This is a genomic window from Inquilinus limosus, assembly GCF_051487185.1.
GTDB classification, from domain to species: domain Bacteria; phylum Pseudomonadota; class Alphaproteobacteria; order DSM-16000; family Inquilinaceae; genus Inquilinus; species Inquilinus limosus_F.
This window is the reverse complement of the sequence record NZ_JAHVDK010000020.1, coordinates 137,312-153,454: the sequence shown is the minus strand read 5'-3', so window position 1 is coordinate 153,454 and position 16,143 is coordinate 137,312. Positions and strand designations below refer to the sequence as shown.

General features: G+C 70.3%; 16 protein-coding genes and 2 tRNA genes. 5 read left to right on the top strand and 13 right to left on the bottom strand.

What is annotated here, in order from left to right:
• Positions 1 to 309: 309 nt before the first annotated feature.
• On the top strand, positions 310 to 2,676 hold the full coding sequence (locus KXR53_RS22550) for a calcium-binding protein (protein ID WP_437377518.1): 2,367 nt from the start codon (positions 310 to 312) through the stop codon (positions 2,674 to 2,676).
• A gap of 16 nt (positions 2,677 to 2,692) precedes the next feature.
• On the opposite strand, the gene KXR53_RS22545 is transcribed toward KXR53_RS22550, so the two are convergent.
• The 9 genes from KXR53_RS22545 to KXR53_RS22505 form a co-directional block, all read right to left on the bottom strand.
• A tRNA-Arg gene (locus KXR53_RS22545) sits at positions 2,693 to 2,769 on the bottom strand.
• A gap of 8 nt (positions 2,770 to 2,777) precedes the next feature.
• Complete coding sequence (locus KXR53_RS22540; RefSeq protein ID WP_026870231.1) at positions 2,778 to 3,068, bottom strand: ETC complex I subunit; 291 nt, start codon at positions 3,066 to 3,068, stop codon at positions 2,778 to 2,780.
• A gap of 49 nt (positions 3,069 to 3,117) precedes the next feature.
• A tRNA-Pro gene (locus KXR53_RS22535) sits at positions 3,118 to 3,194 on the bottom strand.
• Between the two features lie 92 nt (positions 3,195 to 3,286).
• Entirely contained in the window at positions 3,287 to 3,814 is a 528-nt protein-coding gene (locus KXR53_RS22530; RefSeq protein ID WP_437377517.1) for a hypothetical protein, read from the bottom strand.
• Positions 3,815 to 3,828: 14 nt separating this feature from the next.
• Positions 3,829 to 5,316 carry an FAD-dependent oxidoreductase gene (locus tag KXR53_RS22525; protein ID WP_437377516.1) on the bottom strand — a complete coding sequence of 496 codons (1,488 nt, stop codon included), beginning with the start codon at positions 5,314 to 5,316 and terminating at the stop codon, positions 3,829 to 3,831.
• Positions 5,313 to 6,371, bottom strand: a complete 1,059-nt coding sequence (locus tag KXR53_RS22520) for a hypothetical protein (protein ID WP_437377515.1) — start codon at positions 6,369 to 6,371, stop codon at positions 5,313 to 5,315. The genes KXR53_RS22525 and KXR53_RS22520 overlap by 4 nt, the downstream gene beginning before the upstream one ends.
• A gap of 99 nt (positions 6,372 to 6,470) precedes the next feature.
• Positions 6,471 to 6,674 carry a hypothetical protein gene (locus KXR53_RS22515; RefSeq protein ID WP_437377514.1) on the bottom strand — a complete coding sequence of 68 codons (204 nt, stop codon included), beginning with the start codon at positions 6,672 to 6,674 and terminating at the stop codon, positions 6,471 to 6,473.
• Positions 6,674 to 6,898: a hypothetical protein gene (locus KXR53_RS22510; RefSeq protein WP_437377513.1), complete on the bottom strand. Its 225-nt coding sequence runs from the start codon at positions 6,896 to 6,898 to the stop codon at positions 6,674 to 6,676. Before KXR53_RS22510 ends, KXR53_RS22515 begins: the two co-directional genes overlap by 1 nt.
• Positions 6,899 to 6,930: 32 nt before the next feature.
• On the bottom strand, positions 6,931 to 7,161 hold the full coding sequence (locus KXR53_RS22505; protein ID WP_437377512.1) for a hypothetical protein: 231 nt from the start codon (positions 7,159 to 7,161) through the stop codon (positions 6,931 to 6,933).
• 82 nt (positions 7,162 to 7,243) lie between these two features.
• On the opposite strand from KXR53_RS22505, the gene KXR53_RS22500 reads away from it, so the two are divergent.
• The 3 genes from KXR53_RS22500 to KXR53_RS22490 all read left to right on the top strand — a co-directional run bounded on the left by KXR53_RS22500 (position 7,244) and on the right by KXR53_RS22490 (position 10,216).
• A complete protein-coding gene (locus KXR53_RS22500) occupies positions 7,244 to 7,849 on the top strand; it encodes a LexA family transcriptional regulator (RefSeq protein ID WP_437377511.1) in 606 nt (201 codons plus the stop codon).
• A 232-nt stretch (positions 7,850 to 8,081) separates the two neighbouring features.
• A complete protein-coding gene (hydA, locus tag KXR53_RS22495; RefSeq protein ID WP_437377510.1) occupies positions 8,082 to 9,545 on the top strand; it encodes a dihydropyrimidinase in 1,464 nt (487 codons plus the stop codon).
• Entirely contained in the window at positions 9,542 to 10,216 is a 675-nt protein-coding gene (locus KXR53_RS22490) for an O-methyltransferase (RefSeq protein WP_437377509.1), read from the top strand. Before hydA ends, KXR53_RS22490 begins: the two co-directional genes overlap by 4 nt.
• 269 nt (positions 10,217 to 10,485) lie before the next feature.
• Here KXR53_RS22490 and KXR53_RS22485 read toward each other — a convergent pair whose 3' ends face one another.
• From KXR53_RS22485 to KXR53_RS22475, 3 genes are read right to left on the bottom strand one after another with little or no spacing between them, the layout of a single operon-like run.
• Entirely contained in the window at positions 10,486 to 11,925 is a 1,440-nt protein-coding gene (locus tag KXR53_RS22485; protein ID WP_437377508.1) for an efflux transporter outer membrane subunit, read from the bottom strand.
• A 2-nt stretch (positions 11,926 to 11,927) separates the two neighbouring features.
• Complete coding sequence (locus KXR53_RS22480) at positions 11,928 to 13,913, bottom strand: MacB family efflux pump subunit (protein WP_437377507.1); 1,986 nt, start codon at positions 13,911 to 13,913, stop codon at positions 11,928 to 11,930.
• Entirely contained in the window at positions 13,913 to 15,067 is a 1,155-nt protein-coding gene (locus KXR53_RS22475; RefSeq protein WP_437377506.1) for an efflux RND transporter periplasmic adaptor subunit, read from the bottom strand. The genes KXR53_RS22480 and KXR53_RS22475 overlap by 1 nt, the downstream gene beginning before the upstream one ends.
• A 280-nt stretch (positions 15,068 to 15,347) precedes the next feature.
• Here KXR53_RS22475 and KXR53_RS22470 point away from each other — a divergent pair, with 280 nt between their 5' ends.
• Positions 15,348 to 15,653 carry a hypothetical protein gene (locus tag KXR53_RS22470; RefSeq protein ID WP_437377505.1) on the top strand — a complete coding sequence of 102 codons (306 nt, stop codon included), beginning with the start codon at positions 15,348 to 15,350 and terminating at the stop codon, positions 15,651 to 15,653.
• 9 nt (positions 15,654 to 15,662) lie between these two features.
• Here the strand turns inward: KXR53_RS22470 and KXR53_RS22465 are convergent, their stop codons facing one another.
• The gene (locus tag KXR53_RS22465; RefSeq protein WP_437377504.1) at positions 15,663 to 16,136 is read right to left on the bottom strand and encodes a DUF192 domain-containing protein; all 474 of its coding nucleotides are present in this window, start codon (positions 16,134 to 16,136) and stop codon (positions 15,663 to 15,665) included.
• Between the last annotated feature and the right edge of the window lie 7 nt (positions 16,137 to 16,143).

Below are 16,143 nucleotides of genomic sequence, written 5' to 3'. Positions count from 1 at the left end.
GCGACCTTCACCGGGGTCGCCGGGCAGTTGCGCTATGCCGCGGGCGGCGGCGTCACCACCATCGCCGGCGACGTCAACGGCGACGGCACCTCCGACTTCCACATCGTGCTGACCGGCAGCATCGCCCTCGTGGCCGGCGACTTCGTGCTCTGACCGGGACGCGGCCGGCGGCGGCGCCGGAAGGCGGGGCAGGTTACCCGCCTCCCGGCCGGCGCGCATCCTCCGTTCGACCGATGCCGCCAGGGCCGGCTCCGGGCAGACTGAGAGCCGGGCGCCGCCGCCGGCCCCGACCAGTGAGGGAGAGTGATCATGGCCGTCGTCAACGGCACCACAGGAAACGATGTGATCCATGCCGCCGCCGACGGCGTGATCGTGCCGCCCGGCTATGTCGACATTCCCGGGGCGACGGCCTTCGACGACACCATAAACGGCCTCGGCGGCATCGACGTCATCTACGGCGGCGAGGGCGTCGACCTGATCGACGGCGGCGACGGCAACGATGTCCTGGTGGGGGGCGGCGGCGCGGATATACTCATCGGCGGCGCCGGCATCGATACCGTCAGCTACAGAGGCGCCGTCTACTCGGTCAGCGTCGATCTCATCACCGGTCGCGGTTCCGTCGGCGGCACAGCGGTCGACACGATCACCGGCGTCGAGAACGTCGAGGGCGGCGTCATAAGCGACAGCCTGAGCGGGTCCGCGGCAGCCAACACGCTTCACGGGGGCGACGGCTTCGATTCCCTCTATGGCCGCGGGGGCAATGACGCGCTCCATGGCGACGCCGGCAGCGACAGGCTCTACGGCGGGGACGGCAATGACGGTCTTTATGGCGGGGACGGTGATGATGCCCTGGAGGGGGGCGTCGGGGCGGATCGGCTCGACGGCGGCTTCGGCACCGACGGGCTCGACTACTACTACAGCGGCGCCGCCGTGAGCGTGGATCTCAGCACCGGACGCTGCGCCGGCGGCCATGCCCAAGGCGACGTGATCTCCGGCGTCGAGGACATCCTGGGCACGAAGGAGAGCAACGACATCCTCACCGGTTCGGCCGCTTCCAATACCCTCGTCGGATACGGGGGAGACGACGTCCTCAGCGGCCTCGGCGGCAGCGATATCCTCAATGGCGGATTTGGCGACGACATCCTCCGCGGCGGCGCCGGCGCCGATGCCATCGACGGCGGCAGCGGCGCCGATCTCCTCACCTTCTTCGGTGCCGCCGTCGCGGTGCGTATCAATCTGGGAAGTGCCCCAGGCCAAGGCTACGGCGGCGATGCCGAAGGCGATACCTATGCGGGCATCGAGAACGTCAACGGCGGCAGGGCCGGGGATTTCCTTCGCGGCAGCAGCTTCGACAATCTCCTGAACGGCTATGAGGGGAACGACGAGCTCCAGGGCCATGACGGCGACGACACGCTCATCGGCAATGCGGGCAATGATCGGCTCCAGGGGGACGCCGGGGCGGACCGGATCGATGGCGGCGCCGGCATCGATACCATCGCCTTCGACGTCGGAGGTGCGGTCACGGTTGATCTCAGCACCGGCCTGTGCAGCGGCGGCCATGCCCAGGGCGACGTGATCTCCGGCATCGAGAACATCAGCGGGACATTGTCGTATGGCGACGCTCTGACCGGTTCGTCCGGAATCAACCGGCTGCGGGGCAGCGGCGGAGACGACGTCCTCAACGGCCTCGGCGGCGCCGACACTCTGATCGGCGACGACGGCGGCGACACGCTCCGCGGCGGCGATGGCGACGACTTCCTCCATGTCGGCGCCGGCTCGGATGTGATGGATGGCGGCGCCGGCCGCGACACCATGGTGTTCGACATGGCCATTGTGGCCGACTGGCAGTCGGGCGCGCTCGACGCCGACATCGGCGGCGATTCCTGGTACGGCTGGGAGGCGATCCAGGGCTCCGCCGGCGACGACCGGATCCGCACCAACAGCTGGGGCTTCGCGGTCGAGCTGCGCGGCGGCGCCGGCAACGACGTGCTCGCCACCGGGGTCGGCGGCGTCGTCGGCGACACGCTGTCGGGCGAGGCCGGCAACGACCAGCTCAACGGCGGCGCCGGCGACGACGTGCTCCGCGGCGGCGCCGGGGCGGATGCGCTGGAGGGCGCCGCCGGCAGCGACACCGCCAGCTACTACGGCGGCGCGGTCGGGGTCGTGGTCAGCCTCGTCGCCGGCACCGGCTCCGGCGGCGAGGCCCAGGGCGACACACTATCCGGGATTGAGAACATCTCCGGCAGCCAGGGCAACGACAGCCTGGTCGGGAACAGCGGCGCCAATGTGCTGCAGGGCTGGGCCGGCAACGACGTGCTCACCGGGGCGGGGGGCCAGGACGTCCTGACCGGCGGCACCGGGGCCGACCGCTTCGTCTATGGCAGCGCGGCCCAGAGCCCGACCGGGGCCGGGGCCGACCGGATCACCGATTTCAGCCATGCCCAGGGCGACCGCATCGACCTGGCGGCGATCGACGCCAGCACCGCGGCCGCCGGCAACCAGGCCTTCAGCTTCATCGGCACCGCCCTGTACACCGGCGTCGCCGGCCAGCTGCGCTATGCCGCCGCGGGCGGCGTCACCACCATCGCCGGCGACCTCAACGGCGACCGCGTCTCCGACTTCCACATCCAGCTCACCGGCAGCATCGCCCTGATGGCCAGCGACTTCGTGCTGTAGCGCCGGCGGGAGAGGATGGCGACCCCGGCTGGACTCGAACCAGCGACCGTCCGCTTAGAAGGCGGGTGCTCTATCCAACTGAGCTACGGGGCCGTATCCGCCTATCGCGGCCGCGGGCGGAAATTGTCGGCGTAATTGCGCGGCACCACGCGGCGCTCATGCTCGGGCAGGACCGAATAAGCGAGATGCTTGCGCTCGGCGAAGGCGATCGCCTCCTCCTTCGTCGGGAAGGTCAGCTGCACCTGGTTCAGCGTGTCGCCCGAGGCGACCCAGCCCATCAGCGGCTCCGGCCGGCGCGGCGTCGCGAGCTCGTATTCCAGGACCCAGTCATGGACCTTGCCCCGGCCGCTCTGCATCGCGGATTTGGAACGACGATAGATGCGCGCCTGCATGCCTCGGCCGACCCTCTGACTAATCCTCGGAACACCGCTCTCGACGGGATGGTCGGGGCGGAGAGATTCGAACTCCCGACATCCTGCTCCCAAAGCAGGCGCGCTACCAGACTGCGCTACGCCCCGAACACCGCAGATTTCCTAGAGATTTCCCCCCGTCTTGGCAAGGGCAATCTCCCGGCTTCGACGCAGGGCCGACGGCGCGGCCCGCCTCACGCCTAGGCCGTCAGCGGCGTGACAATGTCGGCGTGTACCACGATGTCGAAGGTGACCGCCGTGCCGTTCACCACCGAGGGCGACCAGTACAGGAACGGCGCCTGCAGCAGCACCGGCGCCGGCAGCAGCTGCAGGAACCGGCCGTCGTCGGTCAGCGCCTGGAAGCCGCCACGCTGCGGCACCACGGCGATCCCGGCCTTGCCCGGCAGGGTGTAGAGGCCGGCCAGAAGCTGGGCCGAAGGCGTGCCGCGCGCATGGCAGGCGATGATGCTGCGGATCAGGAACTCGCGCCCGCCGCGCAGCGGGATCGCCTGGTCCGCCGTACTATTGCCGTCGGCCCCTGCCAGCAGCCCGGCGCGCGGCTCGAGGCTGAAGGTCGGCGGGCCGCCGAGCCCGTCCGGGTTGCGCAGCCCGATCGGCGCCACCGCCACCAGCGCGCCGCCGAACAGCTGCCCCTGATTGTGCCGGACGAAGCCGTTGCCCTGGACCGCGGGCGCGGCCGCCCTGGTCTCTCCCGTGCCGATGAACATCCCCTGCCCTCCTCTCACCAGTGAAGGATGGCGCCGTCGGCGTCCAGCCGCGGGCGCAGATCGGCATAGGGCACCAGCCCCGCCGGCCGGCCGCTCTCGATCGCGATCGCCGCCAGCACGCCGCAGCTGTGCGACGCCAGCATCCAGGTCGGCTCCATCCGGTACGACATGAAGCCGGCGCGCGAGAAGGAGGCCGCCACCGGCACGATCAGATTGGTCACCTGGCCGGGCTGCGGCAGCACCGCTCGCAGCGGGATCTGGTAGATGACGACCGAGCCGACATCGATGTCGCCCTCGGCGAAGCTGGTGCGCCCGGCCGTCGGATAGTGATGGACGACATGGCTGTCGAGGTGATAGCCGCCAAGCGCGATCGGGTCGGGCTTGTTCTGGGCATAGGCAGCCAGGTCGATGTCCCGGGCCGTCATCACCAGGCGCCCGATCATGCGGCGCGCGTCGCGGACATAGAGCGCCGGCGACCAGCCTGGCGCGCCATAGTAGTCGTCCTGGAACTCGTCGGCGCAGAGCCCGATGGCGCGGGCGAATTCCTGCCGCTCCGGCGGCACGGCCGGGTCGTTCGCCTGGAAGTAGAGCTGGCCCGCGGTCCAGTAGTAGATCCGAGCTTTGATCCGCTCGCGCCCGTCATAGTCCTGCCAGGGATAGTCCCAGGACAGCTCGGCCACGTCGCCGCCGTTTGTGGTGTAGCGGTCGCGGTTCACCCCGACCAGCGCAGTGCTGTAGCCGGCCAGGGACAGGGGGCGGTTCTGCATGTCTTCGAGGAAGCCGAGGAAATCCTCGCGGCGGTAGCCGGGCGGCCGCGGCCAGGGCAGCCGGTCGGCGCGCCGCGACATCATCAGCCGGAAATTATAGGCCTGGGTCTTGGCGTCGCCGTCGCCCTGCCCGCCCTCGGGCGGCATCTGGCGCTGCGGGAACAGGTTGCCCTGGCTGTCGACCGACGGATAGTCGCCGGCCACCTGGTCGCGCAGGTTCAGCCCGGCATAGCCCTGCTCGTCATAGGTCGTCTCCCGCTCCCGGCCATAGGTCATGGTCACTCCGGCCATGAAGGCCAGGTCGCCTTCGTAGGAGCAGTCGAGATAGACCTTGCCGGCGAAGCTGTCGGTGGCGGTCACCACCTCGGTGATCTGCCGGGTGTCGCGGTCCTTGACCACCCCCTGCAGCCGCTGGCCGGTCAGGATGGTGATGCGCGGATCGCCGTCCAGGAACCGGTCCAGCGCCAGCCTCGCCTCGGATGCGGCGAAATTCCATTGCGGCTCGGTCAGGCCGTACTGGGCGCCGATCAGCTTGAAGAACTCGTAGGTCAGGCCCCATCTCCAGATCGGGGTCGGGGTCCGGTCGGTGACGCCGAGGCCACCGGTGACGAGCCCGCCGACATGGCCGGTCCATTCCAGCACGACCGAGCTGTAGCCGGCCCGGGACAGCCGCTTGGCGGCAACCAGGCCGGGCATGGTGGCGCCGTAGATAACCGCGTCGAAGGTCTGGGTCATGGCAGGTTCCCCACGGCGGCGCGATAGGTCTCGAAGGCGTCGAACACTGCGTCCTTCTGCGCCGGGCTGGGCGCCGGGCCGACATAATGCCAATGCAGCCGGCCCCGGAAGAAGGTCCCCTCGACCGGTCCCGTGGCGCTGTTCCGCGCGCCGAGCAGCATGGTGTAGTCGGTGAAGCTGCTGTTCGGCGCCCGGGTCACGCGGACCGCGATCTCCTTGTTGCGATAGGCCGTGTAGCCGAGGGTGTCGACCCGGGCGAAACCGACCATGCCGCCCGTGCCGGCCACCGCGATGCTGTCGCCCGTGCCGCTGACGGCATAGATGCCGAAGCTGGTGGCGGTGCGGTTCGGCACCACGCCGACCGTGCCGTCGCTCGCCGCCGGATGGCTCGGGGTGTTGACCACGATGCCGTCGGCGCCGACCAGCTGGGCGATATTGGTGATCGAGACTTTGCGGCTGTCGCGCAGCGCCAGGCCGGTGTCGAAATATTGGGTCGCGCCGTCGAAATCGACCCCCTGACCCCGGACGAAGGTCGGCGGGGTCGGGCCGGTCAGGCCGGAATCCTCCGCGGCCCAGTTCAGCCGGATCGAGGTCGAATCCGGCCCGACCAGGACATGCAGGCCGACCGCGTTCTGCACGAAGCCGATGTTGTACAGCGAGATGTAGAGGGTGCGGATCGCCGCCTTCCACTCGGCCGACAGTGTGTCCGGCGAGGCGTAGCGCCGGAGAAGTGCGTCCGCCGCCGCCCCGGCGCCGGGATGCTGCCCCGAGGTGTTGGCGAATTTGAACGTGACGGGCGTGTCCGCGTCCGAGGCGACGAGCGTGATCCGCCCGGGCTCGGCGCAGTCCTCGCTGATCCAGCCGCCGGGGCCGAGCGTGACCGACCCGGCCTCGCGCAGCGTCGCCGGCACCCCGCCGAGCCCGACCGCGATCGTTGCGGTCTCGCTCTCATTCTTGAGGAAGACCCGCTGCAGCGTGGCGTCGTCGTCGAGCAGGAGTGTCCGCGACGGCCCGAACCGTCCGCTGCCGTTGAACCAATGAAGCGAATCCGCCATGTCACCCTCTCCTGCAGGCGTGTGGTGGATGGGAGTTTCGAGGCACAGGCTGTCGGCACGGGAGCGGCCCTCCAGATCCTGGCCGGAGCGACACCGCCGTTACGTCTCCTTCTTCCGCTTGCCGTAGAGGCGGTCCGCCTCGTTCACGATCGCCTGCCGGATCCAGTCGTCCTCGACATCCTCCGGCCGGATCACCGCCACGCCCTGGCCGTGCCAGGCCTCGGCCCGCATCCGCCGCAGCCGCTCCGGGTCGGTCCGCGGGCGCGGCTGGTGGCGCGACAGGAAGCTGCGCGGCTCGGTCATCATGCCCTCCTCGCCGCCTCGGCCTCGCGGCCGCCGGCGACCAGCAGGGCCGGCCGGCCGCTGCGCAAGGCCAGCGCCGCGGCGATCACCGCCTGCAGCCGCCGGCTGTGCTCGACCAGCACGACCAGGTCCTCGACCAGTTGCGCCAGCGCTTCGGCCGGCAGCGCCGCGACGGCGGCGATCGGCATACCCTCGATCTGGTCGAGGGTCGGCAGGGTGCTCATGTCGCTCTCCATGACAGGATGGGATAATGGGTTCACGGCCGCTCCTCCCGGACGTGCAGCCGGACCAGCAGCGCGTAGTCGAGGCCGGCGATGCCGCGCCGGGCCGCGGCGGCGACCAGACGGGGCCAGAAGCGCACCGGGATCGACCGGCGCACCCGCATCATCCGCAAATGCTGCGGTGTGACGCCGAGATCGGCCGAGAGCTGGCCCAGCCGCGGCCAGCGGGTGAACAGGTCGTCGAAGCTCGTGATCGTCTCGCTCATGACTCGACGATACGTTTCGTAGCGAGTTAACGCAATACGAAATGAATTGTCACCAGATTACAAAACGTGCTAAATGCCGTGCATGCTGCAACCACATCAGCGCCTGGTGCTGGCGCGGACGAAGGCCGGATACGAGACCGCGGCGGATGCCGCCCGGGCCTTCGGCTGGAGCCCGATCACCTACCGCGCCCATGAATCCGGGCTGCGCGGCCTGCGCCGCGACGCCGCCGGGCGCTACGCCGCCGCCTTCGGCGTGTCCGAGGCCTGGCTCCTCACCGGTGAAGGCGCGCCGGCCGGCCTGCGCCCGATGGTGCCGGTGGTCGGCTATGTCGGCGCCGGGGCCGAGATCCATCTGTTCGAGGGCGACCAGTCGACGGACCGGATCGACGAAGCCGACGCCCCACCTGCGGCCGACGAGCACACCGTCGCCGTCATCGTCCGGGGCGATTCGATGGCCCCGGTCTTCCGCGATCGCGACGTCATTTATTACCGCAAAGTCCAGGCCGATCCGGAGCAGTTGATCGGCCGGGAATGCGTGATCCGGCTGGCCGACGGCCGGACCTTCGTCAAGATCCTGATGCGCGGCAGCGCCCCCGGCTTCTTCACCCTGTTCAGCTATAACGCCCCCCTGATCTCCGATGTCGCGATCGAATGGGCCGTGCCGGTCAAATGGGTGATGCGCGACTAGGGAGTGAGATACGATACGTATTGACACGCGAAAGGATGATACGTAACGTATCCATCGGCTCCGCACGAGCCGCTTTCCTCCCTGACCTCGCCGGGGCCCTTCGGGTCCCGGCCTTTTTGCATCGGCGGCCGGCCTGACCAAACGGTCAGGATCGGTCTTGCCTCGTCCCTTGATCCGTCCCACTCTGACGCCAACAGGGGACAAGGCACGCGACAAGAGGAGAGCGCCGGCCATGACGATCGCACTCAAGGGCGGCACGGTGGTGAACGCCGACCGCAGCTTCCGCGCCGATGTGATCTGCGACGACGGCAGGATCGTCGCGGTGGGTCCGGATCTCGATGCACCCACCGGTGCCCGGGTGATCGACGCCTCGGGCAGCTACCTGCTGCCGGGCGGCATCGACCCGCACACCCATATGCAGCTGCCCTTCATGGGCACGGTGGCGGCCGACGACTACTACACCGGTACCGCCGCGGCGCTGGCCGGCGGCACCACCATGATCATCGACTTCTGCATCCCCGGCCCGCAGCAGAGCCTGCTCGACGGCTACCGGCAGTGGCGCGAATGGGGTGAGAAGGCTTGCGCCGACTGGTCGCTGCACGTCGCCATCACCTGGTGGTCCGACCAGGTGCGGGAGGAGATGGGCACGCTGGTGGCCGAGCACGGGGTCAACAGCTTCAAGCACTTCATGGCGTACAAACACGCCCTGATGGTCGATGACGACGTGCTGATGCACAGCTTCAGCCGCTGCCGCGAGCTCGGCGCCCTGCCGATGGTGCATGCCGAGAACGGCGACATCGTCTGGCTCCTGCAGAAGACGCTGCTCGAGGCCGGCATCACCGGGCCGGAGGGCCACGCCCTGTCGCGCCCGCCCGAGGTCGAGGGCGAGGCCGCCAACCGCGCCATCATGATCGCGCACACGGCGGGCGTGCCCCTCTACATCGTCCACACCTCCTGCCGCGAGGCGCATGAGGCGATCGCCCGCGCCCGCGCCAACGGCCAGCGGGTCTATGGCGAGCCCCTGATCCAGCATCTGACGCTGGACGAAAGCGAGTACCGCAACAGGGACTGGGCCTACGCCGCCGCCCGGGTGATGAGCCCGCCCTTCCGCTCCAAGGACCACCAGAAGTCGTTGTGGGACGGGCTGATCGCGGGCAGCCTGCAGGTCGTGGCCACCGACCACTGCGCCTTCAAGGCCGAGCAGAAGCGGATGGGGATCGACGACTTCACCCGCATCCCCAACGGCACCGGCGGCATCGAGGACCGCATGGCGGTGCTGTGGACCCATGGCGTCAACACCGGCCGGCTGACCCCGAACGAGTTCGTCGCCGTTACCTCGGCCAACCCCGCCAGGATCTTCAACATCTACCCGCAAAAGGGCGTGATCGCGCCCGGCGCCGACGCCGACGTCGTGGTCTGGGACCCGGCCGCGACCAAGACCATCAGCGCCGCCACCCAGCATTCGAACATCGAGGTCAATGTGTTCGAGGGGATGGCCGTGCGCGGGCTGCCCGCCATCACCATCAGCCAGGGCAAGGTGGTGTGGGAGAACAACGAGCTGAAGGTGCAGCGCGGCGAGGGCCGCTACGTGCCGCGCCCGGGCACCTCACCGGTGTTCGAGGCGATGAAGATCCGCAACGAGCTGCGCCGGCCGGTGCCGGTGAAGCGCGACCCCAGCGTGCATGTGACGCCATGAGCATCGGCCTCGACGACGCATTGCAGAAATACCTGCTCGATGCCTCGCTGCGCGAGCCGGAGATCCTGGCGCGGCTGCGGCAGGAGACGCGGCAGGCGACCGGCGGCCATGCCGGGATGCAGATCACGCCGGAGCAGGGCCAGTTCATGGGCCTGCTGGCCCGGCTGATCGGCGCCCGGCGGCTGGTCGAGATCGGCACCTTCACCGGCTACAGCGCGCTGGCGGTGATGCTGGCGCTGCCGCCGGAGGCGCGCCTTTTGTGCTGCGACGTCAGCGCCGAATGGACCGCGATCGCCCGCCGGTACTGGCAGGAGGCCGGCGTCGCCGACCGGATCGAGCTGCGCCTGGCGCCGGCCCTCGACACGCTCGAAGAGCTGACGCGCGCCGGCTGGTCCGGCACCGTCGACATGGCCTTCATCGACGCCGACAAGGACAACTACCCGGCCTATGTCGAAGCGGCGATCGGCCTGCTGCGCCCGGGCGGGCTGCTGCTGGTCGACAACGCGCTGTGGAGCGGCCGGGTGGCGGATCCGTCCGACCGCACGCCCGGCACCGAGGCGATCCGCCGGGTCAACGCGATGCTGCGCGATGACCCGCGGGTCGACTTCTCGCTCGTGCCGATCGGTGACGGCGTGGCGATGGCGCGCAAGCGGGGGCCCGGGGAGGGCTGAGTCCCTCCCCTACAGCACCCCGGCCGACAGTTTCCGCACCACCTCGGCCTGGCGGTGGGTGTCGGTCCTGGCGAAGATGCTCTTCAGCTGGCTGCGCACGGTCAGCGGCGAGACGCCGTCGACCGCGGCGATGTCGGCCGGAGTCAGGCCATAGGCGGCCCGGGTGCTCTTGACCCGGCGGCCGAGGAGAGTGCCGGGTCCTTGGTCAGCACCAGCGCCCCAGCGCCGGCGAAGACCACCTGCGCCAAGGACGGGTCGAGGGAAGCAGTCTATGCCTGGTTTGCGGCCACGGTCTTCACCGCCCCAGCCGACCACCCGCCGCCCAACGCCCTGTACAGGGCGACCGCCGCCTGCAGCCGCTCCGACTTGGCCTGGACCAGTTGGTCGCGGGCCGAGAAGTAGTTTTGCTGCGCCGTCAGCACGGTCAGCAGGTCGACCGCCCCGGCCCGGTACTGCGCGTCGGACAGGCGAAACGCCTCGCGCGCCTGGGCCACCACCTCCTGCTGCGCCCGGTAGGCCAGCTCGCTCTGGCGGGTCGCGATCAGCGCGTTCTCGACATCGCCGAAGGCGGTCAGCACGGTCTTCACATAGGTCTGCGCCAGCTCCTGGTACTGCGCCTGGCTCAGCTCGACCTCGCCGCGCAGGGCGCCGCCCTCGAAGATCGGCTGGGTCAGCGAGGCCGCCAGGCTGTAGAGCGTGCTGGCGGAGTTGAACAGGGTGCCCAGGGCCGCACTCTGGAACCCGCCCTGGCCGGTCAGCTGGATCGACGGGAACAGCTGCGCCTTCGCCTCCTTGACGTTGAACCGGGCGGCGGCGAGTTGCGCGTCGGCGTTCTGGATGTCCGGCCGGCGATCGAGCAACGAGGAGGGCAACCCCGGCGCCACCACCGGGATCTCGAGCTCGTCGAGCGACTGGCGCTCCACCAACAGACGCTGCGGCGGCTCGCCAAGCAGCAGCGCCAGCGCGGTCTCCGACTGCTGGCGCTGCTGCTCAAGCGGCGGGATCGAGGCCCGCTGCTGCGCCACCACGGTGCGCTGCTGCGCCACGTCGAGGGCCGAGGCGGCGCCCGCCCGCTCCTGCGCCAGCACCACGTCCAGCACCTGCTGGGCGTTGGCCAGGTTGTCGCGCGCTATCGCCAGCCGGTCCTGGAACTCCAGGATCTGGATATAGGTGGTGGCGGTGCTGGCGGTGACGGTCAGGGCGACCGTGTCGCGGTCGTAGCGGCTGGCCAGTGCCGAAGCCTGCGCCGATTGCAGCGCCGCCCGGTTCCGGCCCCAGAGGTCGAGCTCATAGCTGACCCCGAGTCCGGCCGAGAGCTGATCCGTCACCGTCCGGCTCGAACCGCCGAAGCTGCTGGTGCGCTCCGGCGAGACCGAATGCGAGGCGTCGGCGGTGGCGCCGACGCTGGGCAGCAGCGGCGCGCCGGCGATCCGGGCCTGGGCGTCGGCCTGCAGCACCCGGGCGACGGCGGCACCGATGTCCTGGTTGTTCTGCTGCGCGGTGCGGATCAGGCTATCGAGCTGGGGCGAGCCGAAGGCGCGCCACCAGGTCGTGTCCGGCCAGGAGGTGCCGGCCGGCCCCTCCGCCTTCCAGCCGCCGGGGATGTCCAGCGCGGGTTTCTGGTCCTCCGGCCCGGCGGAGCAGCCGGCGAGCAGAGCGACGGCGAGGGCCGCCGCGAGAGGACGTTGGAAACGAGACAGGCGCGGCATGGTCACTCGGCGGAGAGGGCGACGACGGGGTCGAGGGTGGCGGCCTTGCGCGCCGGCATGTAGCCGAAGATCAGGCCGGTCAGGAAGGCGCAGCCGAAGGCCAGCAGCACCGGCCCGGGCGAGAACAGGATCGGCGTGCCGAAGGCGCGCAGCGCCGCCGCGACGGACAGGCCGCCAACCACGCCGATGGCACCGCCGATCGCCGAGACCACGACGGATTCGGTGATGAATTGCTGCAGGATGTCGCGCATCCGGGCGCCGGTCGCCATCCGCACCCCGATCTCCCGCGTCCGTTCGGTGACGCTGACCAGCATGATGTTCATCACCCCGATGCCGCCGACCAGCAGCGAGATGGCGGCGACCGAGCCGAGCAGGATGGTCAGCGTGTTCTGGGTCGCCGAGACGGTCTCGATCAGCGACGACATGTTGCGGATCTGCACGTCCGGGCGGCGGTGCCGCTCCTCCAGCAGCGCCTGCACCTGCGCCTGGGTGTCGTCGATCCGGGCCATGTCCTCGACCTGCACCGTGATCGAGCGGACGAAGCGCTTGCCGAACACCCGCAGGCTGCCGGTCGACAGCGGCATGAAGGCGATGTCGTCCTGGTCGGCGCCGTAGGGTGTGGCGCCCTTCGGCTCCATCAGCCCGATCACCTGGAACGGGATATTGTTGACCAGGACAAAGCGGCCCAGCGGGTCGACGCCTTCCGGGAAGAGGATCCGGGCCACGGTCTGACCCAGCACGATCACCGGGGCGTAGCTCGTTTGGTCGTCGGCCGAGACGAAGCTGCCGCGCTCGACCGACCAGTTGCGCGCCTTGGTGAAATCCGGCGTCGTCGCATCGGCCTGGGTCTGGTAGTCGGTGTTGCCGTGGCGCAGGGTGACTGTGCCGGTCAGCTCCGGCACCGCCGCGGCGACGTTGGGCAGCTTTGCCAGCGCCTCGGCATCCTCCGGCACCAGGGTCGCGATCACCCCGTCGGCGGTGCGGTTGTTTCTCTGCGCCGGCCGGATCAGCAGCAGGTCGGTGCCCATGGCGGAGATGCGGTCGACCACCGACTGCTTCGCCCCGTCGCCGATCGCCAGCATGGCGATCACCGCGCCGACGCCGATGACGATACCGAGCAGGGTCAGGATGGTGCGGAACAGGTTGGCGCACAGGGCCCTCAGCGCCATCTTCACCGCCTCGGCCATGTCGGCGACGCCCAGCGCCCCGGCATCGCCGCCATGCGTCGCGTCCGGCCCGGCCGCGGCCGCCGCGGGCCCACGCGCGCCGCTGTCGCCGACGATCCGACCGTCGCGGATCTCGATCAGCCGGTTCGCATGCTCGGCCACCGCCCGGTCATGGGTGATCAGAATGACGGTTCGCCCGGCCTCGTTCATCCGCCGCAGCAGCGCCATCACCTCGGTGCCGCTGCGGCTGTCCAGCGCCCCGGTCGGCTCGTCGGCCAGGATCACCCGGCCGCCATTCATCAGCGCCCGGGCGATCGACACGCGCTGCTGCTGACCGCCGGAGAGCTGGTTCGGCCGATGGTCGGTGCGGTCGGCGAGGCCGAGCGAGGCCAGCAGCTGCTCCGCCCGCCGCCGCCGCTCGGCGGCGGGAATGCCGGCATAGATCGCCGGCACCTCGACATTCTCGGCCGCGGTCGCGGACGGGATCAGGTTATAGCTCTGGAAGATGAAGCCGAAGGTCTCGCGCCGCAGATGCGCCAGGGCGTCGCCGTCCAGCATCGCCACGTCGACGCCGTCGACCGTGTAGCTGCCGGTGGTCGGCCGGTCGAGGCAGCCGAGGATGTTCATCAGCGTCGACTTGCCGGAGCCCGAGGCGCCCATGATGGCGACGAACTCGCCGGCATGGATGTCGAGCGAGATGCCGTGCAGCACCTCGACCGCCAGGTCGCCGTTGACATAGGTCTTGGTGACGTCGCGCAGCGACACCAGTGGCCGGGCGGCCGCCTGGCCGGAGGTCCTGTAGACCGGCTCGCGGATGTCCATCACAGCCTCGGGGTCCGGACCGGACCGGCGGGCGTCTGTGCTGCGTTCGGCCGGCGGCTGCCGGTGATCACCTGCTCGCCCGGCTCCAGCCCGCTCAGGACCTCCGCCTGCGCCCGGTTGGTGACGCCGACGGTCACGGTGCGGGTCTCGACCGAGCCGCTTTGATGCAGCACCCGGACCGTGGCCCGACCCGGCGCGGCCGAGGAGGTGCCGGGGGACAGGCCGGACAGCGCCGTGATCGGCACCATGAGCGTGTCCTGCGACGCAGCCGAGACGAAGAACACCTGCGCCGTCATCTGCGTCATCAGCGCGCCGTCCTGGTTCGGCACGTCGAACAGCGCGTTATAGAGCACGACGTTGTTGACCACCTCCGGCGTTGGCTGGATCTGGCGCAGCGTCCCGTACCAGCGCTTGTCCGGCATGCCGAGGGTCGTGAAGTAGGCGGTCATGCCGAGGCGTAGGCGGCTGACATCGGCCTCGGAGACCTGCGCCTCGACGGTCATGGTCGTCAGGTCGGCGACCTGGACGATGATCGGCGCCGACTGGTTGGCGTTCAGGGTCTGGCCTCGGCGCGCCGACTGCGACACCACCGTGCCGTCGATCGGGGCATAGATCTTGGTGTAGCCGAGATTGGCCTCGTCGCCCTTCAGCGTCGACTGGACCTGGCGGGTCTGGGCGTCGATGGCGTCGAGCTGGGCCTGGGCCGCGGCCAGCGCCGCCTCGGCCACCTGCACCGCGTCGTCGCTGGTCGCCCGCGACGCCTTCAGGTTGCGCTGCCGCTCGGCCTGCTGCCGGGCCAGCAGCAGCTGCGCCTCCTTCTCCGCCCGCTGGGCGGCGAGGTTGGCGAGGTTCGCCCGGTCGGCCTCGACCCGGGACTGGTAAACGGTCGGGTCGATCTCGGCCAGCAGGTCGCCGGTCTTCACCCGGTCGCCGATCGCGACATGCAGGGTCCTGAGCTGGCCGGAGACCTGGGTGCCGACATCGACGTAGCTGACCGGCTGCAGCGTGCCCAGCGCCGTGATCGCGTCCTCGATGTCGCCGCGCTCGACCGTGGCGGTGATCCAAAGCTGGTCCGGCGCCACCGCCCGGCCCCAGCGGTACCAGGCCCCGCCGGCCACGGTCAGGCCGAGGACCAGCAACGCCAGCAGCAGCAAGCGCCTGCGGGGCTTCCGGCCGCGGGCAGTCCGGGCCGGTCCGGGCATGGGCGGCGGTACCGTCTGCCGCAGCCTCGGCTCGATCTCAGTCCTGGTGTCCGGCATTCCCCCTCGGGCCCCGCAAATGGTGTCGCCCCTTCACGGCCCGGCCGGCGATTTCCGGCGCAAGGTCGGCACTCCTCCGGCTGGTCTGGCCGAGGCATGCCGATTATATCGTTTCTTCGGCCTCCTGGCCGCAGACTCCGACACGACCTTCTCCGACACGGCTTTCGAGGCAGGCATGGCCCGCGCGGCTGCCCTCGCGCTCTCCGGCATTCTCCTGACGGCCCCGGCCCTGGCGGCACCGGCCTCCTGCGGTCCGCACGACGTGGTGGTCGACTATCTGGCGCGCGCCTTCCAGGAGACGCCGGCCGGCGCCGGCACCGCCAATGCCGGCGGCCGGGTCGAGCTGTTCACGGCGCCCCGGGGGCGGAGCTGGACCCTGATCTACACCGGGCCGGACGGCCAGTCCTGCATGATCGCCGCCGGCCGCGGCTGGACCCCTCCCCCGCCGGGTCCGGCTGAGGAGACCACCAAGCCGCGCTGAGCCGGACCTCTACCCCTTGGACGGGGTCGTCGCGATCAGCGGGTGGACCACCCGGTCGCCCGGCCGGATGTCGAGAAAGCGGGCGATGCCGCCGTTCAGCTCCAGCACCGCCTTGGCCGGCCCGTCCGAGCTGCGAGGGTCCAGGGTCTGCGGCGCCGCCTTCTCGACGATGTTGGCGATGGTGCCGTCGGCGCGGATGAAGATCATGTCCAGCGGGATCAGCGTGTTCTTCATCCAGAAGGCCTGCGGCTCGGCCCGGTCGAACACGAACAGCATGCCGGCATCGGGCGCCATGCTCTCGCGGAACATCAGGCCGCGCTGCTGCTGCTCCGGCGTCAGCGCCAGTTCGACCGTGAAGTGAAAGCTCTTGCCGGCCGCGGTCTCGATGGTCAGGTCCTTGGCCTGGGCCGGCGGCGCCTCCTGCGCCCGCACGGGGCCGGCGGCGAAGAGCAGCAGGGCGAGGGCGGCGAGGAGCGTCTTCATCGATCGT